Below are 25,952 nucleotides of genomic sequence, written 5' to 3'. Positions count from 1 at the left end.
TTCATAATTTTAAATATAGCATTTATTTTTAGAATCTGTTAAGCTGATATGAAAAAAGAGCTTAATATTTCGTAGAATTACTCGTTCTTTAAAAACTATATAAATTTGATTATTTTATTGTATGGCAAACAAACCTGCAATAATGCGGATTTTTGCAGGTTAATCAAAGATATTAATAAAGATTAAGCAGCTACAAACCAAGAAAATTTATTTAAATTATCGCTTTGGAATCCTGCCACTTCAGCAGGAGTTAGCTTATTTAGTGAACCATGAGGTCTAATAAAATTATAGTGAAAGATAAATAAAGATATTAAATTATTTGCTTTCTCAAAAGAATTAAAACCTTTTTTAGCTTTATACCATGCTTTAAATGTTTTATTAAAAGACTCTATTAAGTTATTAGTTATGTCGCTAGACATAGGGGCAACAGGCACATGTTTACTCTCATTTAATAGCTTCGCTGCAGCTTGATTATATGAAGGTAGCCTATCGGTTATAAAGTTTGTGGGAGTTCCAAATTGTTTAGCTTGATTTATTAGTGTAAATGCAGAATCCTCACTACGTGATTTTGTTAGATGAAATGCTAAAACAAATCGTGTTTCAGAGTCAATAGCTAACCATAAATAATAACGTTCACCATTAATGAAAACTACCGTTTCATCGGCATGCCAATCGTCAGATTGTAAATTTAAATTAGTTTTAAATTTATCAGCCTTGGCTTTAAAGTAAGGAGCAAACTTATTAGTCCAATTAGCTATAGTAACATGTGAGACTTTTATGTTGGATGAAACTAATAGAAATTGTGAAATTGCTCTTGTTGATGAGTTATTTAAAAAATACAAAGTTAAAGCAGTTAAAATGGTATGTAGTGAGAATCTCATTCCCTTAATAGAAAGAGATCCTGAGACAGCTTCGCTAGAAGCTATATCTATATTGAGGTTATGATGTTGAACAATTACATGGTTACATTTTTTATCACCACATTTATATCTATTATAGTGTTTATATTTATGGTGCAGATAAGTTGCTTTACCACACTTAGGGCATCTTGGATAGTTACATTTCGACTTAGTAGTGACGGAGTCGGGTGCAAACTGACGTTTACATTTTTTACATTGATATTTTTGATTAGCCTGCTTATCCAATCCGAATTTATATAGTTTATCAGAATGGCAACGAGGGCATTTTACATTTGTTTTGTTCATTGTTCTTCTCTCCTTTTCATGGGGGATATTTGGTTGTAAGCAAACTTATTATATTTCTTATGGTTGAGAAGAGCAATGTTCATATAACTTAACAGATCGTATTTTTATAAAAGGAGTGAAACTATGAAAAAATTTAAATATATAATTCCTATTTTATTGGTATTTTCTCTGCTTTTAACTGGTTGTTACATAAAGATACCTAATTCAATACTTGAAAAAAAGAAACCTTCCATATCTCACTATACTGATGAGATGCTTAGTTCTTTTAAAAAAGAAGACCCAATAGAAGTTAATGTTTTATACCTAAATTTTTATAAAGGTCAAAGGTTAAACGAAGGTGAAGTACTTACTTTAAGGAAATTTTTTAAATACTTAAAAAAAGATAACTTTACAGAAAAACCCAAAGACTTACCAGAAGCACCTGAATATAAATTATTTATAACCTTTAATCATGAGAAATATGTATTAGATGTTTACAACAATAACTACCTTTCTCTTTATCCTTGGGATGGAGATTATGAAAAAGACTACATAACTATGAAAGATACGTATACCTCTTATAATATTTTTAATCTCTGTGAATATGTAATATCTAATAATAAAAAATAAAATTTTTATTTTAAAACTAAAGAGTCTGTTAAATTAATACTTTTTTAAATGAATATGAACAACCTTTTTAAATTCAAAGGAGCTGCTACATTAGTGCAACAGCTCCTTTAAGTTTTTATTTTTTTGTAAGTTCCTCTTTTATCTCCCAAACCCTCTTATTTAATAGGGGATGAAGTGCATAGGGTGCTATTTCACATAATGGTTCTATAACAAACATTCTCTCATGCATTCTTGGATGAGGTACTACAGCTTCTTCTATAGAGCTTATTTTATCTCCATATAAAAGCAAATCTAAATCTAAGGTTCTAGGACCCCATTTTATTATTCTCTCTCTCTTTAATTCTTTCTCTACAGAAAGTAAAAACTCTATAAGTTCTATTATAGAAAGAGTAGTTTCTACTTCTAATGCACCATTTAGAAAATCATCTTGTTCTATATATCCTACAGGCTTTGTAGAGTAAAACTTAGATGTTTTTTTAATCCTTGTATGATTTGATTCTCCTATAAGTTTTATAGCCCTCTTAAGATTTTCCTCTTTATCTCCCATGTTAGATCCCATGGCAATGTAAGCTTTTGATCTTCTTCTTTTTATTGATACTGCTGCATATTTAAGAGGTTTTCCTATAGGAGCCCAAGGTTTTTTTACTTCAAGTTTTATCTTCATTATTTCTGGATATTTATTTAAAATAAAGTCTACAGTATATTGTGCTGCTTTTTCAATTAAATCAAAGGTTTCTCTTTTAAATTCCCTTTCCACATCTTCACAAAGTATACCATAGTGAACTGTTTCCTTAAGGTCATCTTCCTTAGCAGCTTTTTGAAAATCTAAACCAACTTCTAAAGAAATTAGGAATTTTTGTCCTAGTACTTTTTCTTCTTTAAAATATCCATGGTTTGCAAAGACTTCAAGATCTTTTATTGTAATTTTATCCATGCTTTATCTCCTATCTTCCTAAAATTGCATCGGTCATTTTAGCTGCCCTATAATTTTCACGTACATCATGAACTCTTATAAAATCGCAGCCTTTCATAACACCTACTACCGTAGTTGCAATTGTTCCTTCTAATCTTTCTGAAACTTCAAGATCTAAGGTTTTTCCAATCATTGATTTTCTTGAAGTTCCTAGTAATACTGGATAAGAAAATTCCTTTTTTAATATATCCAAGTTATTCATAAACAATAAGTTATGCTCTAAAGTCTTAGCAAAGCCAATACCTGGATCTAAAATTATATTTTCTTCACTTACCCCTGCTTTTAAAGCTAAATCCACAGAGTACTTAAGATCTAGTATTACATCCTTTAAAAAGTCTTTATAATCCATATTTTCTCTATTATGCATTAAACAGCAAGGCACATTGTAATAAGCTGCGACTTCTTTTATTTTAGGATCTCTTTTAAATCCCCATACGTCATTTATAAGGTTAGCACCGGCTTCTAAGGCAAATTCTGCAACTCTACCTTTATAAGTATCTATAGATATAGGAATATCTAGTTCCTGCCTAATAGCCTTTATTATAGGAATTACTCGTTTTATCTCTTCATCTTCCCCTACAGGTGTATGATTTGGTCTGGTAGATTCACCACCTATATCTATAATTGTGGCCCCTTCTACTATCATCTCTTTTGCATGAATTACAGCTCTTTCAATATTGTTAAACTCTCCACCATCTGAGAAAGAATCTGGTGTTACATTTAAAATACCCATTATATAGGTTTCTTTTCCTATGTTAAAGGTTTTATTTCCTATTTTCATTTCCTTAGCCATAAACATTCACCTTCTATTTGCTTAATGTTAAATATTTGTATTAACATTAAATATTTATATCAATGTTAAAAATGATCTTATTTAAAGGTTAAATTTTTTTATTTTATAAGATTTAATATATGATTTTGCATATCTATATCTTTTTCTAGACTTCCTCTTATAAACATACTAACTGTTTTACTTCCAGGCTTTTTAATACCTCTCATGCTCATGCATAAATGCTCAGCCTCTATAATTACCATAACACCTTTACATTCTAAGTTTTCTAATAGTGCATTTCCTATTTGCTCAGTTAACCTTTCCTGAAGCTGAGGCCTTTTTGCAAAAACCTCTACTGTTCTAGCAAGTTTACTAAGACCTACTACTTTTCCATTTGGTATATAGGCTATGTGCGCATTACCAAAGAAAGGAAGGAAATGATGTTCACACATAGAATAAAAATGAATATCTTTTTCTATGACTAAATTGTCATTATCCACATTAAAGGTTTTGCTTAGATGAATTTTAGGATCCTCATTTAATCCACTAAATATTTCTTCATACATTCTCCCTATTCTATCTGGAGTTTCTTTTAACCCTTCTCGATTTACATCCTCACCTACAGCTTCTATTATAGTTTTTACTGCTTCTTTGATTTTCTCTTTATCTGCCATAAAATCACTCCTTTAAAGTTCTAAGGATTTCATATAAAGTTCCCTTATTTCGTTGACTTTTGAATTATTTATAATAAAACGTCCTTCTATGGATTTAACCTTCATAACTCCTAGAATGCTGTTGGTTAAAAAAACTCCATCAGAAGAAAATAAATCTTCTAAGGTATAAACCCCTTCTTCCAAGGTATACATCTCTTTTAAATTGTGAATTAAATAATTTCTAATAACTCCTGGTAATATACCACATTGCATGGCAGGGGTGCATATTTTTTTATCTTTAATGAAAAATAAATTTGTAGTTGCTCCCTCTGCTAATTTATTCTCTGTATTCAAAAAAATAACTTCATCATAACCTTCTTCTTTTGATTTTTTCTTTTCTATAATATTATCATAATAGTTTAAACTCTTTATATAAGTTGTATGTGAATATGGATTCCTCCTAATATCACCAATTTTTAAAGAAAAGCCTTCCTCATAATGCTCCTCCTTATATGAAACCTCTCTATTACACACTACTATATTATCCTTAGAAACAACAACTTTTAATGCACAATTTTCAAAGTTTCCCGCTTTTATTAAGGATATTATATAATCTTCTTCAACTTTTTTATCTATAAAAAGTTTTTTAAGTGAATTGTTCAGCCTCTCTAAATGTTCTTTTAATAAGATAGGCTTATTTCCATTTAAAAGTATAGTTTCAAAGGCTCCACCACCGAAAAAGAAACCCTCATCTAAATTTATCTTTGGATTTTCTAAAACTTCTTCATTAATAATATACATAACTTCACTCCTAACTTAAAGCTTTCATTATTGCCTTAGCTTTATGAAGAGTTTCCTCAAATTCAAATTCTTTTTCTGATTCATAGGTGATTCCACCACCTACTCCAAAATAAGCAACATTATCCTTATATAATATAGTTCTAATTATAATATTAAAATCACAGTTTCCATCAAAACCAATATATCCTATAGCCCCTGTATATATATTTCTCTTTAAACCTTCTAATTCCTCTATAATTTCCATAGATCGTATTTTAGGTGCACCTGTAATAGACCCTCCTGGGAAAGTAGCCTTTATACAGTCTATACAATCTTTATCTTCTTTAAGCCTTCCTTTTATAGTTGATACTAAATGAAATACTGTACTATACTCTTCAATTTCAAATAGTTCAGCAACCTTTACACTATGCTCAGTGCAAACCTTACTTAAGTCATTTCTCTCAAGGTCTACAATCATAAGTAATTCAGACCTATCCTTTTCACTATTTTTTAGTTCCTCTTTATTATTTTCATCTTCTTCTCTAGTTTTTCCCCTAGGTCTTGTCCCTTTTATAGGTCTAGTCTGAACTATTTTATCTTCTATCTTTATAAAACGCTCTGGAGATGAACTTAGTATTTTAAAATCCCCATAGTTTAAGTAAGCTGCAAAGGGTGCTGGACTTAAAAATCTTAGTTTCTTATATATATTATAGGGTTCTTCTTTAACTTCCTTTAAAAACCTTTGTGTAAAATTAGTAATATAAATATGCCCTTCTTCTATATATTTTCTAACCTTCTCTACAGTTTCCTCATATTCTTCTCTAGTAAAATTAGATGTGAATTCCTCAATCCTATAATTATGATTTATTTCTATATGTTCTTCCTTATGATTTTCTTTAAGCTCGTATTCTTGTATTCTTTCTAATACTTTTCTAACACTTTCCTCTTCTTCCTCTAATATACCTAATGAAGATATATACTTCTTATGCTTAATGTGATCAAAAATTATTAAGTTATCATAAAAATTAAAGATATAAAGAGGAATATCCACCTCTTCTTTTGCTGTATCTGAAAACTTTTCAAGTGTTCTTCCAAAATCATAAGATAAATAACCAATCCCCCCTGATATAAAAGGAATTTCTGTATTATTTTTAAATTTATATTTATCTGTTATTGTCTTTAAAACTTTAAATATATTCTCTTTAGTTTCCCTATCATTTATATAAACCTTATGTTTTTCTAATCTAACCCTCTTAAAAGGATTTAATCCTATAAAGGAAAACTCACCTAAATTATCCTCTACCATAGAACTATCCAAAAAGGCACTATCAATTTCATCTTTAAATATTTCGTATATCTTCTCTGAACTAAGATTAGTATTTAACTCTTTTAATAACACTATTCCTAAGCCCCCTACTTTTTATATTGTATATTATATATGAAATTTCAATAAATCAAACTTCTAAATTTCACTTTGATTATTATTCCAATAATCACAACTTTCATCAATAAAGTTTTTAATCATACTATGGCCATACTCTGTTAAAACAGCTTCTGGATGAAATTGAAGCCCTTCCAAAAAATACTCCTTATGCCTAATCCCCATAATAACACCATCTTCTGATATAGCTGTTATGATAAAACTCCTTTGAATACTAGACTTTTCCACTATGAGAGAGTGATATCTTGTAACTTTCAAAGGTGACTTCAACCCCTTAAATACACCTTTACCTATATGTTCTATGGAAGATACTTTACCATGCATTGGAGCTTTTCCTTTTATTATTTTTCCGCCAAAACTATAAGCTATACTTTGATGTCCTAAACATATGCCAAGTATGGGTATCTTCCCCTTAAATTCCTCTATGACTTTTAAACAAATTCCAGTATCCCGTGGATCCTTAGGTCCTGGTGAAATTATTATCCCCTTAAGATCTAAAGCTCTTATATCTTCAATTTCTATTTCATCATTTCTATATATTATGACCTCTTGACCTAATTCTTTAAAATACATAAAAAGATTATGAACAAAAGAGTCATAGTTGTCAATTAATAAATACATGTAATCACCCTTATATATTTTGAGAAAAATTTTTACTAATTAATAATTTTAATTTATATATGATATAATAAATTATGTCACATTATGTTTTAAAATACAACCTATATACAGATACAAATATCTTACCAATAGAGATAAAATAGTTTAATATAGGCTAGTTGAAAAGAGGTGTTTTAAATGATTAAAGCGGACTTACACATGCATACCATTGCCTCAGATGGTACATTAGAAGTAGAAGAGTTAATGATAAAAGCTAAAGAAAGAGATTTAGATATAATAAGTATTACAGATCATGATACTGTAGACTCTGTAAAGAAGGCTATCTACCTTCAATCCAAATATAACTTAAAAGTAATTCCTGGTATAGAACTTACCACAAAATTTAATGGAGAAAGTATACATCTTTTAGGGTACTTTAAAGATGATTCTTTTATGGATAAGGATTTTTTAAATCTATTACAAGAAATAAAAGAAAGTAGATATGAAAGAGGAAGAAAGATTTTAGAAGGACTTAAAATATACTTTAATATCAATATAGATTTTAATAATCTTATAAAGCAATCTAAGGGAACCTTAGCAAGACCACATATAGCAAAAGCAATACAAAATGCTGGATATGACAATGATTTTTCACATATATTTGACGTGTATTTAGGAAAAGAAAGCCCAGCCTATGTGCCAAACGATACTATTACTTTAGAGGAAGGTCTAAAAATCTTAAAAAAACATAATGCCCTTAGAATACTTGCTCATCCAGTGCTTATAAATAAAAGTCCTTTAGATAAATTTTTAGATTTAGACTTAGATGGATTAGAAGCTAATTATCCTCTAAATAAGAAAAATGATTTTAATAGATATATAAGTATCTGTGAAGATAAGAACTGGGTTTATACAGCTGGTTCTGACTATCATGGCATAGATGGAGATAAAAGACACGGATATTTAGGCAACTGTACCCTAAGTGGTGATCCTTTAAATGATTTTCTAATAGCCTTAAATAACGATTAATATTTGTTAAATAAAAAGTAAAACCTTCTTAAAATTTTAAGAAGGTTTTATTTTTATTAATAATTGTATTAAGCTTCTTCTAAGAACACTTTGTAAGCTCTGTAAGTTTCAAATATATCAGCTTTGCTTGCAATTTCATATGGAGCATGCATGCTGTGTAATGCTACTCCTGAGTCTATAACTTCCATTCCATATTGTGCAAGGATGTAAGCTATAGTTCCTCCACCACCTTGGTCAACCTTTCCAAGTTCAGCTGTTTGCCATGAAACGTTATGTTTATCTAATATATTTCTTAAATGAGCTAAGTATTCAGCGTTAGCATCGTTACATCCACCTTTTCCTCTAGCCCCAGTATATTTATTAAATACTATACCTTTACCAAAGAAAGCAGTGTTTTTCTTTTCATAAACTGATGCAAATGTTGGATCATATGCAGCGCTAACATCTGAAGATAACATTTTTGAGTTTGAAAGTGATCTTCTTAATTTAAAATCACTGTAATCCTCTTTTAAATTTATAACTTCAGCTAAAGCATTTTCGAAGAATTTAGATTGCATTCCTGTAGCACCTATGCTTCCAACTTCTTCTTTATCTACAAGTAAAGTTACGCAAGTCTTATCTGAACTTTCAACTTCTAGCATAGCTTCAAATGAAGTATATGAGCATACTCTGTCGTCATGTCCATAAGCCATAACCATTGAATTATCAAGACCATAATGTCTAGCTCTTCCAGCTGGAACTACTTCTAATTCTGCTGATATAAAGTCTTCTTCAGTTACTCCATATTTTTCATTTAATAATCTTAACACATTTAACTTAACTCTTTCTTTAGCATCTTTGTCTTCTACTGGCATAGAACCTATACAAACATTTAATTCTTCACCTTCTATACCTTTAGCTAAAGTTTTTTGCATTTGATCTGCAGATAAGTGAATTAATAAATCTGAAATACCTATTACTGGCTCATTATCATCTTCACCTATTACAACCTTAACTACTGTACCATCTTTTTTAACAAATACTCCGTGAATTGCAAGTGGTAATGTAACCCATTGGTATTTTTTAATTCCACCATAATAGTGAGTTTTTAAGAATGCTAAATCAGAATCTTCATATAGTGGATTTTGTTTTAAGTCTAATCTTGGAGAGTCTATGTGTGCTCCTAAGATCCTTAAACCTGTTTCAATAGGATCTGAACCGATTAAGAATAAAACTAAACTTTTGCCCATGCAATTAGCATATACCTTATCCCCAGCATTTAACTTAGTTCCCTCTTTTACTAAGGTTTCAAGGTTTTTATAACCTTTTTTTTCAGCTAAAGCTATAAACTCATCAACACATTCTCTTTCAGTTTTACATAAAGACATAAAGTCTATATATCTTGATGATAACGCTTGAACATCTTCTAAATCTTTCTTGTTATACTTGTCCCAAGCTAGGTCAAATTTTTTCTCTAAATTTTTAAGTTCCATTTTTTCAGCCATTTCTTAGCCCCCCTTAATTTTTAACTCTAAAACTATTTTACTAGATATTTCACAAAAGTTCAAACATATTATTCAGAAAATAAAAGATTTTTGTTAAAATACTATCGATTATGAATTTTAAAAATCATTTCGACATTTACATTTAATTACAATGACCATTTTTCAACACTTTAAGACTAATGTATAAATATGTAAATTAGTTTTTTTATTTTATTTTGACTAATAATGTTATACTTTGACGAGAAAGATAAGATTTTATCTACTGAAAGATTTTAACAAATGCTATTTTTTTTGGTAGAATATATTTATAAGATTATTGCCTATAATTAATATATATTAAAATATATTATATAGAGCAAAATATAAAACTATTCCATAATTTAATTTAAATTTATTTTATTTTATTTATTTTAAGAGAGGGGTCATTAAAAATGAATAATGGTATGTTTTTCTTAAAGGTAAAAATCAAAGTCTTCAAGAAAATACTAGATTTTTTACTTGCCTTTATACCAACTAATAATTTAGGAGTATTAAAGTTGAGTGAAAAATTGGACAAGTATATTTCAAGATACCAGAAATTAAAAATGACTAAAAATTACAAACACACAAAGCTAGCTGCATAATAAGTATAGACTAAAATTAAAGTGTCCATAGAAAAATCTATGGACACTTATTTACATATAAAAATATTCTTTTTTAAAATACAACTTAAAAGCATTTATTCATATGTACTACCCAAAATGCCGTTCCCTTATATGTTCAATACCCGCCGTCTTAGCAGGTGGGTTCTTCTCATCTTTCTTCTTGTCTTCTCCATAATGCTAAAACAATACTGTTAAAGTGGAGCTTGACATCCAAAAGAATATTGAAAATCCCGTATATCTTCTGTCGGTTGAACATTATAAGTTATTCGTACATCTCAGGCTTTGTAATTATTATATCATATTTTTCCTATGTTTCAATACTTAATTTTTGGTAATGCCTTATTTATATTATTTCTGTTATATAATCTTCTAAGTCAAAATCTTTATCCTTTTCATAAAAAGCAACTATAAAAGTGTTATAATTATTTTCCTCCACATCTATGTCAAAACTTATTAATTGATACTCAAGGTCTAATTCTTCTGATATATCTATTACTATATCCTCAACATTATCTACTGCTGTGTCACTTAAATATGGTAATACAAAGTCTTCATAAAATTCCTCATCTGATGCTAATTCCTCAGCTTCTTCCTCTGCATAAGCTTCAGCTCCTTCAATCTCTAAGGAATCAAAATAATAGTCAAACTTTAAAACAAAGATATCCTTTTCAGATATTTTAATCTCCTTTATGTTATCTAAGTCATTATCTTTTAGATAGTCAATTATATTACAGTTCATTATTTTCCTCCCAATTTAAATATAATTACCGTATAAAACCTAAACTAATAAATTTAATTTGCTTTTGGAGTGTACCTAATTAAATAGACATATAGACTATAAGTAATTAGAAATTATAGATAAATTAAAGGGAGTAACTTTACTCCCTTTAATTTATATTATACTATTTTTGTTACAAATTTAAACTGTTTTTTATTAAAAATTATAATAATTCAATATATTTTTCTACAAATTCATCCGCTTCCCTAAACTCCTTAGTATCTGGAACAAACTTAAATCTAAAGCCTGGTTCCACCACTTTAAATTTAAGGCCTTTTAATCTTTCTGTAATCATCCCTACCCCTTCACCACTCCAACCATAAGAGCCAAAAGCCGCAGCAGCTTTACCTCTATTAGTAATTGGACATATAGATGAAAGTAAATCCCAGGCTGGTCTTACTGCATCTTGATTTATAGTAGGAGATCCTACAATAATTCCTGAAGCTTTTTCAACTAGAGTAATTAATTCTTCACTAGTTTTAGAGGTTATTTCATGAACCTCTGCCTTTATACCTTTTTTATTTATGTTCTCGCATAAATATTTAGCCATTTCCTCTGTATTTCCATAAGCAGAAATATAGAAAATTTGGACATTTTTTTCTTCAATTTCTTCCACCTTAGCCCACTGTCTATAAAACTTCATGTATTTTTCTACATCATCTACATGAACTGGACCGTGGCTTGGAGCTACCATATCAAAATCTAAACCCTCTATTTTATCAAATGCAAGATTTACAAATTTCTTAAAAGGTCCCATTATTACATCAAAATAATATTTCATTTCCTCAAAATAATCCCCTGAGCATGCATCTGTTATACAGCCCTTAGGACAATAGTGACACCCCATTACATCACAAGTAAATAGTATTTCTTTTTCTTTTACATAAGTAAACATTGTATCAGGCCAATGCAAATTAGGAGCTGAAATAAAGTTTAGTGTATGATTGCCTAAAACTAAATCTTCCTCTGCGTATTTAAACTTAAAATCTTTATTTACTATTTCTTTCAAATAATTTATAGCAGCTTTAGATCCAACAACTTCTGCCTCAGGATATATGTTTAAAAGTTTTTTTAAAGATCCACTATGGTCTAACTCAGTGTGCTGTACTATAATGTAATCTACTTTCCTATCTCCTATAACCCCTTTTATATTATCAATAAACTCTTCGAAAAAGCCATCCTTTACTGTATCTATAATAGCTATTTTTTCATCTTCAATTAAATAAGAATTGTAAGTGGTCCCCTTTTTAGTCTCCATTATTATATCAAAGACTCTTAAATTAGGGTCTTCTACACCCACCCAATAAATATTCTTTTTTAGCTCCTTACAAGTCATAATATACCTCCTTAATACAATTGCTATTAACTTAAAATTCAATTAAAATTACATACCCTATACATAATTCTAACATAGCAGAAAATCATTTTCAACTGATAAAAACAGTGTTTACATTTATCCTATTACCATACTCTATTTATATCCATTTTATTTAAAACAATGTATTATATGAAATAATCCTAGTACAAAAATTTCTAAGCTTGGACTGGAGTAACTCTAATCCTAAAAGCAATAACTTTATTTATTATATACAAATTATATCAACATAACTCTCTCTTGACACACTATATATTTAAGTATAATATGTTACTTAATATACTATATCCATTACTTACATATAGGCTTTAATATAGGTTTAAGATAATTTTTTCAATATCTCAATAATTTAAACCTAGCATAATATATAATATGTAACCTATCTAAACGTAAAATATCTAAAATATACCTAAAAAATTAATTTATAATACTATAATACAATGAGGTGATCAAATGGTTGTATTGACTAAAGATGTACTTGATTTTATGAATACAAATAATTTTAAATTTATAGTTATAGATTCTAAATTTACTTGTATTGGATGAGGCTCAGGAATAAGCAAAAGTATTTGCATAGAAGTTTTCGAAAATTATAAAAGCACAAAAAAGTTTAATCAATTTACCTTTAAAGATATTATTATATTAATAAAAAATAATATTAAACTTAAAGAAGAGGTAACCATATTTAAAAACTCTAGAAGCAATTTAAATATACCTTTAGGAATAAAAGGCATAAAATATTAGCACTCCTATTCTTCCTCTTCTTCATAAATAAATCTTGTTCTATCTGTATATACTATACCGTCTAAATGATCAATTTCATGACAAAAACACCTTGCTAATAATCCTTGCGCCTTTATATTAACTTTTTCTCCTTTAAGATTAGTTCCAAATACACATATGGATTTAGGTCTTGTAACTTCCCCAACATATCCTGGGTAACTTAAACATCCCTCAAAGCTTGTTTCCTTGCCACTTTCAGAAGTAATTTTAGGGTTTATTAGTATTACTGCCTCCATACCATTTCTAAGATCCACTAAAATTATTCGCTTTAAAATACCTATTTGAGGAGCTGCAAGACCTACACCATCACTTGAATATAATGTATCTTTTAAATCCTCTACTATTTCTAAAATTTCCTCATTAATTTCCTTAACCTTTTCACATTTCTTGTGTAATAAATCATTTTTAAAATTTAGTATGTTTTTTACTGTCATTATCTTATCTTATATAAAGAAAACTTTATATATCCTCCTCTCACTCCGCTAAATATAAATGTCGTTGTATTCAGTTTTTATATATATTTCATATAATTTTAATGCCTCTTCTTCACTAATTTGTTTTTCTTCTAATTTTCTATATAACATATATAGCTTTACATTTAAATCTCTATCCTTAGTTTTTTTCATCTTTTTGTAAATAATATCTATAAGTGCCTCCCCATCCATTTCTTTTTTGTTTATGGTATTCATGCTTCCTCTGTCTAAAATCCCTAAAATTTCATCTACTTTATCTCTTACAGTCCTATCTTGAGATAAAATTTTTATTTCGTTTAATATGGTTTTTACCTTTGATAATGTTTCCACATGAAGTAAAACTCTTTCACTTTCATAGTTCATCTAAATCACCACCAAATTCATCTTACATATACTACATCATATTATGATAATAGCATAATATGTTACCCATTTCAAATAGAAAAGCTGAGGTATTATTTCCCCAGCTTTTGAATTATGCTTCTTTTTGAAGCATTGATTTAACTTTCATAAGTCTTGTTAATGCTCCTCTTTCATTTTCATCAAGCTTCATCTTTATATACTTGATAGTTTCTTGTAATTGAGGTATAGTCATATACTCTAATGCATTTACTCTTCTTCTAGTCTTTTCTATTTCATCAGCCATAAGTTGGCATGATTTTTCAACTTGTGCTAGTTCTAATAACTTAGGAAGTATATTATATAACTTTTCTAAGGAACCATCTAGCTCTGAAGATGTATTTGCAAAACCATATGGGTAAATACTGCCACCATCACCCTCTAGTTTTCTTTTAAACTCCATTTCAGGAACATTAACACTCATTATATTCTTTTTATTAATATCTACAGAGATACTCTCTTTAGGATACATAATAGCTTCTTCTAAAAACTCTGATGACATTAAGGCTCTTGCCATAACGAAATCTTTAAAAGCCCCAGAAAGTTCTTCCTCAACGCTCTTTCTAAGTTCGTTATTATGCTTTACAAGGTCTATAAATCTTCTCATAAGCTCATCTTGCTTATCCTTTAAAAGTTTATGGCCTCTTGTAGCTGTAACTAGCCTCTTTTTTAACTTAGTGAGCTCCATTCTGGTGGGATTTACATTAAGTTTTGCCACCTTTACTCACCCTCTCTTTTAGGTAGGTATTTTTCTAAATACTCATCTCTAATTCTCTTAAGTTCTGACTTCGGTAAAATACTTAAAAGTTTCCAACCTAAATTTAATGTTTCCTCTATTGATCTATTCGTATCAAAGCCCTGTGCTACATATTCATTTTCAAAGGCTTCTGCAAATTTAGCAAACATTTTGTCTGTATCTGAAAGAGCAGACTCTCCTAAGATAACTGCAAGTTCCTTTGCCTCTTTTCCTTGTGCATAAGCAGAGAAAAGCTGGTTCATAGTATCTGCATGATCTTCTCTTGTCTTACCTTTTCCAATACCCTTGTCTTTTAATCTTGATAGGGATGGTAAAACATCTATTGGAGGCATTATACCCTTTTTATACAATTCTCTTGATAAAATTATCTGTCCCTCTGTTATATATCCAGTTAAGTCTGGAATTGGGTGTGTTTTATCATCCTCTGGCATTGTAAGAATAGGTATTTGTGTAATAGACCCTTCTACACCTTTTAATCTTCCAGCTCTCTCATATAAAGTTGAAAGGTCAGTGTATAGGTATCCTGGATATCCTCTTCTACCTGGAACTTCTTTTCTAGCTGCTGAAACTTCACGTAGAGCTTCACAGTAGTTTGTTATATCTGTCATTATAACAAGTACGTGCATTCCCTTTTCATAAGCTAAGTATTCAGCTGTAGTTAAAGCCATTCTTGGAGTAGCTATTCTCTCTATAGCAGGGTCTGAAGCTAAGTTCATAAATAGAACTGATCTATCAATAGCCCCTGTCTTTGTAAATTCCTCAACAAAGTATTCTGCTTCCTCGAAAGTTATACCAATAGCTGCAAAAACAACTGCGAACTTAGAATCAGAATTTAAAACCTTTGCCTGTCTTGCAATCTGAGCAGCTAATTGAGAGTGTGGAAGTCCTGCACCTGAGAATACTGGTAACTTTTGTCCTCTAACTAGAGTGTTTAGTCCATCTATTGGAGATATTCCTGTTTGAATAAACTCCGATGGAAAGTCTCTAGCAAATGGATTTATAGCCTCTCCGTTAATGTCTCTTTTAAATTCAGGGATAATTTTAGGTCCACCATCCTTTGGCTTTCCTATTCCATCAAATACTCTTCCTAACATATCTTCAGATACGCCAAGCTCTAATGGTTTCCCTTGGAATCTAACCTTAGTTCCTTTTAAGTTTATTCCTGAAGAACCTTCGAATAACTGAACCATTGCCTTATCGCCATTGATTTCAAGTACTCTACCGTTTCTCTTTTCTCCAGTATGCATTTCTATTTCAACAAGCTCGTCAAATTTAACATTTTCAACGCCATCAACAAGCATTAAGGGACCTACAACTTCCCTTACTGTTCTATACTCTTTAAGCATTAACTACACCTCCTTCTGCAATTAGGTTTTCTATAGTTTCTTCTAATTCAGTGTAGATATTGTCGATTTTATCTTTTTCATCTTCACTTATATATTTAGCTCTTGCTATTTTCTCTCTAATTTCAAGTTTAAGTATTTTATCTAGATAAACACCTGCATTTAGTGCTTTCTTTCCAAAGCCATAGAAAGCAAGAACTAATCTTAACATTTTATATTGCTTTTCTAAGGAAGCATAAGTATCTACTTCATGGAAAGCATTTTGTTGTAAGTAGTCTTCTCTTATAGATTTAGCTGCTTCAAGCTTTAATCTATCTTCCTCAGATAGGGCATCTATACCAACAAGTCTTACAATTTCTTGTAATTTATCTTCTTCTTGAAGTAATGCCATAGCTTCAGTTGTAAATTTAGTCCACTCAGGTGAACCATTTTCATTTATCCACTGTCCTATTTTCTCTAAGTATAGAGAGTAAGATGTCATCCAGTTAATAGATGGGAAGTGTCTTCTATAAGCTAATTGAGAATCTAGTCCCCAGAAAACTTTAACTATTCTAAGTGTAGACTGAGTTACTGGCTCTGAAATATCTCCTCCTGGAGGTGATACGGCACCAATTGCTGTAACTGCTCCTTCTCTTCCATCATTACCTAAGCATACAACCTTGCCTGCTCTCTCATAGTAGTCTGCAAGTCTTGACCCTAGGTATGCTGGATATCCTTCATCTCCTGGCATCTCTTCAAGTCTACCAGACATTTCTCTTAAAGCCTCTGCCCATCTTGAAGTTGAGTCTGCCATAATAGATACAGAATAACCCATATCTCTAAAGTACTCTGCTATGGTTATACCAGTATAAATTGAAGCTTCTCTCGCTGCAACTGGCATATTTGAAGTATTTGCTATAAGAACTGTTCTCTTCATTAAGCTTTCGCCAGTTCTTGGGTCTTTTAGTTCTGGGAATTCATTTAAAACGTCTGTCATCTCGTTTCCACGTTCTCCACAACCAACATAGACAACTATTTCAGCATCTCCCCATTTAGCAATTTGGTGTTGAACAACTGTTTTTCCAGCTCCGAATGGTCCTGGAACTGCAGCCGCTCCTCCCTTAGTTACTGGGAAGAAAGTATCTATAACTCTTTGTCCTGTAACCATTGGCTCTACTGGGTTCAGTTTTTGTGCAAAAGGTCTTCCACGTCTAACAGGCCATTTTTGCATTAGAGTTAATTCACTTTCACCCTTTTCTGTAGAAATTATAGCTACTACTTCTTCTACTGTAAATTCTCCTGATTTTATCTCTTTTACAGTTCCCTCTATTCCATAAGGAACCATGATTTTATGAATTACAACCGCTGTTTCTTGAACTGTACCTATAATATCACCTTGTGATACTTTATCTCCAACAGCTACAGTGGGTTGAAACTCCCATTTTTTCTCTCTATTTAATGAATGTACTGATACACCTTTAGTTAAGAAAGATGATCCAGCAGCCTTCATAAATTCATCAAGTGGTCTTTGTATTCCATCAAACATACCCTCTATAAGACCTGGTCCAAGTTCAACACTTAGAGGTTCTCCTGTAGTAACAACTGGGTCTCCAGGCCCTATTCCTGCAGTTTCTTCATAAACCTGAATAGAAGCACGATCATCTCTCATTTCGATGATTTCACCTATAAGACCTTTTTCTCCAACTTTAACAACGTCATATACGTTAGCTTCATCCATATCCATTGCAACAACTAATGGCCCTGAAACTTTAATAATCTTTCCGATCTTCAAGTTCTCCTACCTACCTTTCTATAATATATTTACGCCTACAGCCTTTTCCACATTATCACTAATTCTTTGTAATCCAATATTTAGTGATCCTTGGTTACTTGGTATTAAAATAACGGCAGGAAGCATTTGTCTATTATATCTCTCTATTGTTTCTTCTATATTAACCGCAACTTGCTCTGTTACAAAAATAACAGCATATTTGTCCATTGCTAATCTATCTATAGTTTTTTGAGCTTCTACTGGCTCAATTACTGGGAAAGTATCTATTCCAATTGCTTTAAAGGCTAGTATTGAATCCTTATCTCCTACAACCCCTATTTTATACATATATATCACGCAACCTTTCTCTGATTACGCTACTTTGGACATTGTTTAATTTTGCCACCATTATAATTCTTATTATTTTGATTTCAGTTTCCTTAGCCAAAATATAACTAAATAATGGTTCTGCTCCAAAGTGAACATATTTTGCATTTTTTATAAGACTCATTAAGTAATCTTCAAATAACTTTTCAAATAGAGTAAGTTTGCCATTTGATAAGAATTCCTCTAAACCTTCTTTTACAACATTTTTATACTTTGTAGAAGATAATTTTGAAATTATATTTTCAAAAGAATCATTATAAAGGTTAATTAAGGTATCAACCTTTAAATCTCCACCTTCTAAAAGTACAATCTTTAAAAAGTTTAAAGGTTTATCTTGCATTTTAACTCTTATAAGAGTTCTTATATTTGTCAAGTCTATACTAGATTTAATATAATCTAATACAAACTCCTCCTTTAAAATACTAGCCCTCTCTAGCATATCGCTATACATATATTTATCAAATATTATATCAATAATTTGTGGATCCTTTGACTCCTTAAATTCCTCCTCAGAACTTTTTATAGCTTCTGCAAATTTTTCAGGTAGGGATCTTAAATCAAAAGAATTTATGGCATCTTTAAGCACATTTACTTCTACTATACCCATAGGAGTCAAGATTCCAGAGAAATCTTGCTCTAGAGCTTTTCCTTTTAAAAGTACCTTCATATTATGATAATCATATCTAATACTTAAGATATCTGTTAAGGAATCATAAGGTGTAATTTCTCTAATTAGAGAATACACTCTTTTAAGTTCTTTTTGTAGAAGTATTTCATAGTCCTCTGCTCTTTTTACATCACTCATTAAAGCTGAATACTCTGTTTCATTTAAAACTTTAAGAGCCTCATCTGCAGAGGAACTATCTATCATTCTTTCAATTTTTACTTTATTAAGGAGTCTCTTCTCTAGAACTCTAATTCTAGATACAGCCTGTGTAAAATCCATTCTATCCATAGGGCTATCCTCCTTAAGGCTAATTGAATAATATACTTGCAACCTGATATTCTAAGTCTTCTCTTAAAGAAAGAACTAAGGCCTCAAAAGTATAGTTTAATTCAATACCATTATTAATTATAATAAACCCTGAAGGAATATCTCTTTCTTCTTTTGAAAGTTTAAGATTTAAACTTTCAACAACCTCAGAATTTATCCATTTTTTTAAATCCTTAGAAACTAGAAGTTCCTCTCCACCTTGCAATTCTAAAGAAGATATACTACTCTTTAGGAAATTCGTAAATTCTTCCTCATTCATTGTAGAGAGTTTAGCTATGGTGTCTTTAAAAACTCTATCTATTACTTCTTGCTTCGCTTTTAACTTTTCATTTCTAGCTTTTAGTTCTGCACCAGAAATTATTCTATCCTTTTTACTCTTAGCTTCTAATACTGCCTTTTGTAGCAAATCTTCCTTTACATTTTGGGCAGTTTTAATCTTAGAATTTAAAAGTTCTTCAGCTTCTTTCTTAGCTTTACTTAGCATAGTTTCAGCTTCTCTTTTAGAATCTTCTATAATCTTAGAAGTTAAGTTTTCTATATTAGACATATCTTCACATCCTTAATATAAAGTATTTTTAACACTTTAATTAAAATGTTTTAAATACTAATAATAGAGAAATAACAAATCCTAAAAGAGCATAAGTTTCAACCATAACTGAAAGAACTATACCTTTTGTTGTATGTTCTGGGTTTTTAGCAAGTATTGCTATACCAGCTGATGCTGTTCTAGCCTGTGCTATAGCTGATTTCCACCCTGCAAAAGCAACTGGAAGACATGCTATGAAGAAATATAATCCTTGACCCAATGTCATATCACCTGTTAACTTCAAGAAAACCATAAGTCCTATAACAAAACCGTATAATCCTTGTGTACCTGGTAATAATTGAAGAACTAAGGCTTTACCGAACTTTTCTGGTTCTTCAGTTAATAATCCTGCAGCTGCTTCACCAACCATACCAACTCCTCTAGCCGATCCGATACCAGACATGATAACTGCAACTGCAATACCTAAGATTGCAAATATAAGTCCCCCACTTTGAATTAAAAAATCCATGAATCCTTTCATATTCTATTCCTCCTACTTGTTTTTAATATTTATAAATTTATTTGTAGATTTAAAAGGTTTAAAGGCTTTACCTCCACCTTCATAAAATTTACCAAAATATTCAACATACTGTAGTCTTGCAGTATGAACATAAGCACCTAAGGCACTTAAAAGTAAATTGAATATATGTCCAAAAACAAAAATTAAAGGAGCAAATATCCATTTAGCTATTCCATTGCCAAGCATTCCACTCATAATGTTAAATGCTGATCCAATAAAACCACCTGAAAGTCCTAAAGCCATAAGTCTTGAATAGGAAACTAAATCTCCAACATATCCTGATACACCGTATAAGGAATAAAGTCCTGCACCTAACTTAGCTCCAACACTTTTATTTTCTCTACCATGAGTCAATACAATAGTTGCCATTCCAATTATCATTACATATTTTCCTATGGTAACAACTAATGCTGATAATCCTAAAGCTCCTCCACCTAATAAAAGGAACGCTCCTATTAAAGTAGCATACCAAGCCCCTACATCAAATAATGCACCTAGATAATCTTTTTCTCTTATTAGCATATAAGCTTTTATTCCTAATCCTGCAAAAATTTGAACTACTCCTAAACTCATAGACGCAATTAATATTACTATTACATCTTTATTTGTATCTACTAATTTAGGTAGATCTATTATTCCACCAAAGAAACTTCCATACACAGCCCCCGCTATAATAGTAGGGATACTTAAATATAAGAAGAATCTCGCAAAACTTTTTTGCTTTTCATCAAGATTAAAAAATTTAAGAGCAAAAGCAGTTGCTATTAAAATTAAAAGTCCATATCCTATATCAGCTAACATCATTCCAAAGAAAACCAAATAGAATGGTGTTAATAGTGGTGTAGGATCTATTTCATTATATTTTGGTAAGCTGTACATTTCTGTTATGGATTCAAAAGCAGATACTATTTTATTATTTTTAAGTAATACTGGTACCTCGCTATCATCCTTTTCAGCTTCCTCATAGGTTAAATAGTAATCTTCTCCTACAACACTTTTTATAGTAGATTCCAAATTCGAAACTTCTTCTGTTGGAACCCACCCCTCTAGAACTATAATATTTTTGCTCTTTAAGAAGTTTTCTGTGGCTGTAGCTTTATCGTGTAAATTAGAATAATACTCATATACAATTTCTATTTCTTCTAACTTCTCACCAAATTCTTTTATAGCTCCCTTTATATCTGTTTCTTCATTTAATAGCTTTTGTTTTTCTTCTTCTAAAGATTTAATTACATCTGAAGGCATCTCTTCATAAGTAAGATGGATATTGTTAAATCCAAAAGACTTAAGAACCTCTAATGCTTCTTTTTCTTCATCTTTATGAAGAATTATTAATAAATTTAAATCTGTCTTTACTTCACTTATAATCTCCACATAAGAATGAAGAATCTTTGAATTGAATTCCTCTAGAAAGGCATCCTTTGAAAACTTAGGAATGCTTCCTATAAAACATAAAGAAGTTTTCATCCCTTTAAGATGACTTAATTTAGCATCTATATTAATCCAAGGATTAAGAACTTCTATTTCAGAATTTAATTTTGTGTATTCATTTTTGATTTCATTTAATCTCTTTTCCTTTTCCTTTAGAGATACATAATAATCTTCCCAATTTGAATTAGTCCCTATTTGTAAAAGCTCATCATAAGAAATAGTACTTTTCCCTTTTTTAAGTGCTTCTACAGTACCTTGTTTTTCTATAAACTTTTGAATTAGTTCTATAGAAAATTTAATTTTTACTATTTTATCTTCTATTTCTGATAGCTTAACTTTTTCAGAATCCTTATTGAAAAACTGAAACTCTTCTGCTTCTCTTTCTTGAAGATTTATAAATTGAACCTTTTCAAATTTGTGAAGTGTATCCAGCAAAACATCCTTTTTTCTCTCAAAGGAAAGTAAAGAGAATTTACTCATTTTAACTATTGCCATGAGACTTCACTATCCTCTCATAGATTAAATTTATTGCCTTACTGGTCTTGCTACTATCCATATTTAAAATTTCTTCCCTCTCGCTTATCCCTTTTTCCAAAATAGGTTCAGCAATTTTTCTTCCCTCTTCCTCTGCCTTTTTAATTAGGGCTTCTGCTTCCTCTTTGCTTGCTTTAATTATATCTTCATATTTTAAAGCGGCTTCTTTTTCAGCTGTTTTAATAAGGTTTTTAGCTTCTTCTTTAGCTTTTGCAATGATTTCTGCACCCTTTTCCTCAGCTTCTTTTATTTTTTGTATTGCTTCTACTGCCAAGTTATCACCACCTTTTAAAATAGTAAAAACAAATTATTGTATTATTAATAATACTTAATATAGTATTAAATACAACTTGTAATTATTATACTAACTTTTTAACCTCCTTTCAAGTGCTTTAACATTAAATTAATAATATTCCCTAAAATAATTTATAATGTGATAATTTTCTTATAACTTAAAGATACTTTTCGTAACTTTTAAGTTATAGAATTATAACTTGTTATAAATTTAACCTTATCTTTATTTTCGTAAAAAATTACATATACTTCAGTGTTTTTTGTAATGTTTTTTTCTAAATAAGTTTTTATGTCTAAATTAAACTTTTGTATATGTACTTTGGAAAAATTAATTTTAGGGTCTTCTTTTTTTAATGTATCCTTAATCTGGTTTATTTCTTCTTTTACAAGCTCTGATCTTAAAAACTCTGGAATCCAATTTCTTTTATTATAAAGTAAGTACTCATACTTTATAATCTCTATTAAATTATTGTTTTCATCTCCTAGTATTTCACTATTAAAATCTAAAAATACCTTATAATAATCTGTAGAATTAATATTTCTTCTAAAATACCCCTTAGCTTTAAAAAATTTTGATAGTTCTAAGAAGAAATCAAAAGGAGACGTAAATTTATCTATAAAATAATTCACTATAGTGTGGAACTTACCGGAATTATAGTATTTATCAACCACTTCTTCAACTCTCTTTAGTAACACTAACTCTTCATAAGTAATATCATTAGTTTTTAATATTTCATAGGGTGGATATGGTGAATATACCATGCCCCATTTTTCAGCCTCTTCTAGCATTGGAGACCCTTTTAATAACTTTAAAAATCCTAATTGAATTTCTTCTGGTTCTAGAGAATATACATGATTAAAGGAATTAATAAATGAATTTAAATCTTCACCTGGTAACCCTGCTATTAGGTCTAAATGTTGTTTAATATTTTTAAGTTTTTTGACTTCTAAAACCTTCTCCTCTATAGATGAGAAATTTACCATTCTATTGATATTTTTTAAAGTAATATTGTTAGTGCTCTGAACCCCAACTTCAAATTGAAAAAGTCCATAAGGTGCCTTTGATAATAGTTCTATTTCATCTTCTCTTAGTATATCTGCAGATATTTCAAAGTGAAAAGAAGTGTTTTTTGCATTAGTTATTAAGTAATCCCAAATTTCCATAGCAAATTTATGATTAGCATTAAAAGTTCTATCTACAAACTTTACTAATTTTACTTCCTTATCTATAAAAAATTGAAGTTCCTTTTTAATTCTTTCTATATCTAAAAACCTTAAATTTCTATCTGTAGATGAAAGACAGTATTTACACCTAAAAGGACATCCTCTAGAGCCTTCATAGTACACTATCTTATCCTTAAGATTTTCCTGTTCTTCATATGGAAATACTATTTTATTCATATCCATATTAGGACGAATGCCATTAAAATATACAGTTTCTTCCTTCTTATAATATAACCCCTTAATACTATTAATATCTTTTATACCTAACTTATATTCCATAAATTCTCTGTAAGTTTCCTCTCCTTCTCCTTTGATTATATAATCCCCTTTAGCCTCCATTAAAAACTCTTCACTGGAGAAACTTACTTCAGGCCCCCCATATAATATTTCTATATTATTATTAACTTTTTTTATAAGATTACTTAAAATTTTCACCATTTCAACATTCCAAATATAAGTAGAAAAACATATTATATCTGGCTCTTCTTCCATTATATCTTGTAATACCTGTTCTATTCTGTTGTTAATTGTAAATTCTCTTAACTTACAATTATAGTCCATGTGTTTTGTGTATGCTTTCAAATATCTTAAAGCTAAATTAGAGTGTATGTACTGTGAATTTAGTGCAACTAGTAATACTTTCATCCTTATCGTCCTTTCTTCCTACATTTAATATAGTATATTTCTTCATCTTTTTTAAATGTAACTATAGTAAAATATTCTTGTATTAATCTTAACATAGATTCCATAGAATTATCTGTAGTTATTTTAAAATTTTTAATCTGTATTGTTTTACTCTTATTTTTTTCTTCTTGTAAATCAACTCTTATATTTCCTCTAAAAGTTTTCCCATATCCTTTATCAATATCCCATATATGAAGATATCCGCTACTTTTTATATATTCGCTAATTTCTTTTAAAAGATTTTTCTTACCTAATTTTGAATTTATACTTTGAAAGGTGAACATAACTACCGCTGTATCAAACCCCTCTTTTTGTATTATTCTTTTTCCAAATGCTTTTTCTACATATTCGACCTCTAATTCTTCTTCTTTTTTAAAAATAGGATATAACACAGAAAAATCACCATAACTAAGATCTAGTACATCTCCCTTAAACATATCTTTTGAAACTGTTATAACATTTTCGCTCATTATACCACTCCTATATTCCATGTTTTACTATTACATTATACTATAATGTAAAAAAAAGACAAATAACTTTAGTTATTTGTCCTTGTTAAAATTTCATCTTCATAAAATTTTAATAATACGCCTGCTGTAGTACTCTCTGCCCTAATAATTATATTAGTTGCAATTTTATCATATCTCTCATCAATATCTTCTATATCTTGATTTTTATAATAAATATCGTAAGCTTTCTTAGCGTTTTCTATTATAAATTCATCTAGATTAGGATACTTAACAACAGTACTGATATATCTAAATTTTTCTTCATATACAACTTTATAAATTATCCATTGCTCAAAATGCCTATGCTGTCTTAATAGTTTATTACTAACATGATGTGGTACCGTTGAGTCTTGAACTAAGTGAAGAGCTGCACCTAAATAAAATATACTTTTATATAAATCATCTTTTTTAAGTTCTAATTTACTTAAATTATAATAGTTAGTACATAGCTCCAGGGCATTAGAAAACCCATATAATCCCCTATGTTCTTTATAGTGAAAAAAATGATTTATACTTTTAAAATCTTGATCTGCCCATACTACTCCTTGATTTAAAAAATGTAATAATCCTTTATAGAATAAGTATATCTCATTATACCCTTCTTCTTTTAGTATTTCCAAAGCTTGTTCATTAATAAACTGATGCACTATGCAAGGTGTCTTAACTAGTTTTTTCTTTATTGGGTTTACCATTTTAAAAGCCTTATTGACTGTAAGGCCATAAGCACTCTCAAACTTTTTTACAAATGTAACCTCTTTCATTCTTATCACTTATCCTTTAATTATTTTATCCAATGACTATCTATTCTAATACCCACATCGCACTCTGTGAAAGCAATTGCTACCAAATCGAAGATTTGAACTCTCTGCTTTTTAAGTGGGAGAGGAGCGTAACTATTCCATGGATAACAATTTCTAATCCTTAGTTGGAGTAAAAGCTTT

At 29.7% G+C, this 25,952-nt stretch carries 27 protein-coding genes and 1 other RNA gene; 3 read left to right on the top strand and 25 right to left on the bottom strand.

Annotated features, from left to right (window positions below; all coding sequences use genetic code 11):
• Positions 1–182: 182 nt before the first annotated feature.
• Positions 183–1,205 (bottom strand): IS6 family transposase, encoded by a 1,023-nt coding sequence (locus tag FNZ64_RS10480; RefSeq protein ID WP_142414756.1) that lies wholly within the window; start codon positions 1,203–1,205, stop codon positions 183–185.
• Positions 1,206–1,328: 123 nt separating this feature from the next.
• On the opposite strand from FNZ64_RS10480, the gene FNZ64_RS10475 reads away from it, so the two are divergent.
• Positions 1,329–1,814 carry a DUF4883 family protein gene (locus FNZ64_RS10475; protein ID WP_142414755.1) on the top strand — a complete coding sequence of 162 codons (486 nt, stop codon included), beginning with the start codon at positions 1,329–1,331 and terminating at the stop codon, positions 1,812–1,814.
• Between the two features lie 115 nt (positions 1,815–1,929).
• Here the strand turns inward: FNZ64_RS10475 and folK are convergent, their stop codons facing one another.
• From folK to FNZ64_RS10445, 6 genes are all read right to left on the bottom strand, one after another.
• Positions 1,930–2,748: a 2-amino-4-hydroxy-6-hydroxymethyldihydropteridine diphosphokinase gene (gene folK, locus FNZ64_RS10470; RefSeq protein WP_142414754.1), complete on the bottom strand. Its 819-nt coding sequence runs from the start codon at positions 2,746–2,748 to the stop codon at positions 1,930–1,932.
• 10 nt (positions 2,749–2,758) lie between these two features.
• On the bottom strand, positions 2,759–3,568 hold the full coding sequence (folP, locus tag FNZ64_RS10465) for a dihydropteroate synthase (RefSeq protein WP_142414898.1): 810 nt from the start codon (positions 3,566–3,568) through the stop codon (positions 2,759–2,761).
• A gap of 110 nt (positions 3,569–3,678) precedes the next feature.
• On the bottom strand, positions 3,679–4,233 hold the full coding sequence (gene folE, locus FNZ64_RS10460; RefSeq protein ID WP_142414753.1) for a GTP cyclohydrolase I FolE: 555 nt from the start codon (positions 4,231–4,233) through the stop codon (positions 3,679–3,681).
• Positions 4,234–4,245: 12 nt separating this feature from the next.
• On the bottom strand, positions 4,246–5,013 hold the full coding sequence (locus tag FNZ64_RS10455) for an aminotransferase class IV (protein WP_142414752.1): 768 nt from the start codon (positions 5,011–5,013) through the stop codon (positions 4,246–4,248).
• Positions 5,014–5,023: 10 nt separating this feature from the next.
• Positions 5,024–6,391 carry an aminodeoxychorismate synthase component I gene (pabB, locus tag FNZ64_RS10450; protein WP_142414751.1) on the bottom strand — a complete coding sequence of 456 codons (1,368 nt, stop codon included), beginning with the start codon at positions 6,389–6,391 and terminating at the stop codon, positions 5,024–5,026.
• Between the two features lie 63 nt (positions 6,392–6,454).
• Positions 6,455–7,054, bottom strand: coding sequence for an anthranilate synthase component II (locus FNZ64_RS10445; protein ID WP_142414750.1), 600 nt, complete (start codon positions 7,052–7,054; stop codon positions 6,455–6,457).
• Positions 7,055–7,231: 177 nt separating this feature from the next.
• Here FNZ64_RS10445 and FNZ64_RS10440 point away from each other — a divergent pair, with 177 nt between their 5' ends.
• Entirely contained in the window at positions 7,232–8,062 is an 831-nt protein-coding gene (locus FNZ64_RS10440; protein WP_142414749.1) for a PHP domain-containing protein, read from the top strand.
• 68 nt (positions 8,063–8,130) lie between these two features.
• On the opposite strand, the gene FNZ64_RS10435 is transcribed toward FNZ64_RS10440, so the two are convergent.
• On the bottom strand, positions 8,131–9,546 hold the full coding sequence (locus tag FNZ64_RS10435; RefSeq protein ID WP_185903747.1) for an aminopeptidase: 1,416 nt from the start codon (positions 9,544–9,546) through the stop codon (positions 8,131–8,133).
• Between the two features lie 431 nt (positions 9,547–9,977).
• Here FNZ64_RS10435 and FNZ64_RS10430 point away from each other — a divergent pair, with 431 nt between their 5' ends.
• Complete coding sequence (locus tag FNZ64_RS10430) at positions 9,978–10,169, top strand: hypothetical protein (RefSeq protein WP_142414748.1); 192 nt, start codon at positions 9,978–9,980, stop codon at positions 10,167–10,169.
• A 105-nt stretch (positions 10,170–10,274) separates the two neighbouring features.
• On the opposite strand, the gene ssrS is transcribed toward FNZ64_RS10430, so the two are convergent.
• From ssrS to FNZ64_RS10345, 17 genes are all read right to left on the bottom strand, one after another.
• Positions 10,275–10,475: non-coding RNA, 6S RNA (gene ssrS / locus FNZ64_RS10425), on the bottom strand.
• A 58-nt stretch (positions 10,476–10,533) separates the two neighbouring features.
• Positions 10,534–10,929, bottom strand: a complete 396-nt coding sequence (locus FNZ64_RS10420) for a hypothetical protein (protein WP_142414747.1) — start codon at positions 10,927–10,929, stop codon at positions 10,534–10,536.
• Positions 10,930–11,131: 202 nt separating this feature from the next.
• Positions 11,132–12,304, bottom strand: coding sequence for an FprA family A-type flavoprotein (locus FNZ64_RS10415; RefSeq protein WP_142414746.1), 1,173 nt, complete (start codon positions 12,302–12,304; stop codon positions 11,132–11,134).
• Positions 12,305–13,092: 788 nt separating this feature from the next.
• Positions 13,093–13,560 carry a peptide deformylase gene (gene def / locus FNZ64_RS10410; RefSeq protein ID WP_142414745.1) on the bottom strand — a complete coding sequence of 156 codons (468 nt, stop codon included), beginning with the start codon at positions 13,558–13,560 and terminating at the stop codon, positions 13,093–13,095.
• Positions 13,561–13,608: 48 nt separating this feature from the next.
• A complete protein-coding gene (locus FNZ64_RS10405; RefSeq protein WP_142414744.1) occupies positions 13,609–13,962 on the bottom strand; it encodes a hypothetical protein in 354 nt (117 codons plus the stop codon).
• A 112-nt stretch (positions 13,963–14,074) separates the two neighbouring features.
• Entirely contained in the window at positions 14,075–14,716 is a 642-nt protein-coding gene (locus tag FNZ64_RS10400; RefSeq protein WP_142414743.1) for a V-type ATP synthase subunit D, read from the bottom strand.
• Between the two features lie 2 nt (positions 14,717–14,718).
• Entirely contained in the window at positions 14,719–16,101 is a 1,383-nt protein-coding gene (locus FNZ64_RS10395; protein ID WP_142414742.1) for a V-type ATP synthase subunit B, read from the bottom strand.
• A complete protein-coding gene (locus FNZ64_RS10390; RefSeq protein ID WP_142414741.1) occupies positions 16,094–17,869 on the bottom strand; it encodes a V-type ATP synthase subunit A in 1,776 nt (591 codons plus the stop codon). Before FNZ64_RS10390 ends, FNZ64_RS10395 begins: the two co-directional genes overlap by 8 nt.
• 18 nt (positions 17,870–17,887) lie before the next feature.
• Complete coding sequence (locus tag FNZ64_RS10385) at positions 17,888–18,202, bottom strand: V-type ATP synthase subunit F (RefSeq protein ID WP_185903753.1); 315 nt, start codon at positions 18,200–18,202, stop codon at positions 17,888–17,890.
• The gene (locus FNZ64_RS10380) at positions 18,189–19,190 is read right to left on the bottom strand and encodes a V-type ATP synthase subunit C (protein ID WP_142414739.1); all 1,002 of its coding nucleotides are present in this window, start codon (positions 19,188–19,190) and stop codon (positions 18,189–18,191) included. The genes FNZ64_RS10385 and FNZ64_RS10380 overlap by 14 nt, the downstream gene beginning before the upstream one ends.
• A 19-nt stretch (positions 19,191–19,209) precedes the next feature.
• Complete coding sequence (locus FNZ64_RS10375) at positions 19,210–19,776, bottom strand: V-type ATP synthase subunit E (protein ID WP_142414738.1); 567 nt, start codon at positions 19,774–19,776, stop codon at positions 19,210–19,212.
• A 40-nt stretch (positions 19,777–19,816) separates the two neighbouring features.
• Positions 19,817–20,296, bottom strand: a complete 480-nt coding sequence (locus FNZ64_RS10370; RefSeq protein ID WP_142414737.1) for a V-type ATP synthase subunit K — start codon at positions 20,294–20,296, stop codon at positions 19,817–19,819.
• Positions 20,297–20,308: 12 nt separating this feature from the next.
• A complete protein-coding gene (locus FNZ64_RS10365) occupies positions 20,309–22,261 on the bottom strand; it encodes a V-type ATP synthase subunit I (protein ID WP_243129251.1) in 1,953 nt (650 codons plus the stop codon).
• The gene (locus tag FNZ64_RS10360) at positions 22,248–22,574 is read right to left on the bottom strand and encodes an ATPase (protein WP_142414736.1); all 327 of its coding nucleotides are present in this window, start codon (positions 22,572–22,574) and stop codon (positions 22,248–22,250) included. The genes FNZ64_RS10365 and FNZ64_RS10360 overlap by 14 nt, the downstream gene beginning before the upstream one ends.
• A 200-nt stretch (positions 22,575–22,774) precedes the next feature.
• Positions 22,775–24,463 carry a B12-binding domain-containing radical SAM protein gene (locus FNZ64_RS10355; RefSeq protein ID WP_142414735.1) on the bottom strand — a complete coding sequence of 563 codons (1,689 nt, stop codon included), beginning with the start codon at positions 24,461–24,463 and terminating at the stop codon, positions 22,775–22,777.
• Positions 24,464–24,465: 2 nt separating this feature from the next.
• Positions 24,466–24,972: a hypothetical protein gene (locus tag FNZ64_RS10350; RefSeq protein WP_142414734.1), complete on the bottom strand. Its 507-nt coding sequence runs from the start codon at positions 24,970–24,972 to the stop codon at positions 24,466–24,468.
• Between the two features lie 68 nt (positions 24,973–25,040).
• Positions 25,041–25,772 carry a zinc dependent phospholipase C family protein gene (locus FNZ64_RS10345; RefSeq protein WP_341472635.1) on the bottom strand — a complete coding sequence of 244 codons (732 nt, stop codon included), beginning with the start codon at positions 25,770–25,772 and terminating at the stop codon, positions 25,041–25,043.
• Positions 25,773–25,952: the final 180 nt, after the last annotated feature.

It is taken from the genome of Hathewaya massiliensis (assembly GCF_902143515.1).
Classification (GTDB): domain Bacteria; phylum Bacillota; class Clostridia; order Clostridiales; family Clostridiaceae; genus Hathewaya; species Hathewaya massiliensis.
This window is presented reverse-complemented; position numbering and strand designations above follow the sequence as displayed.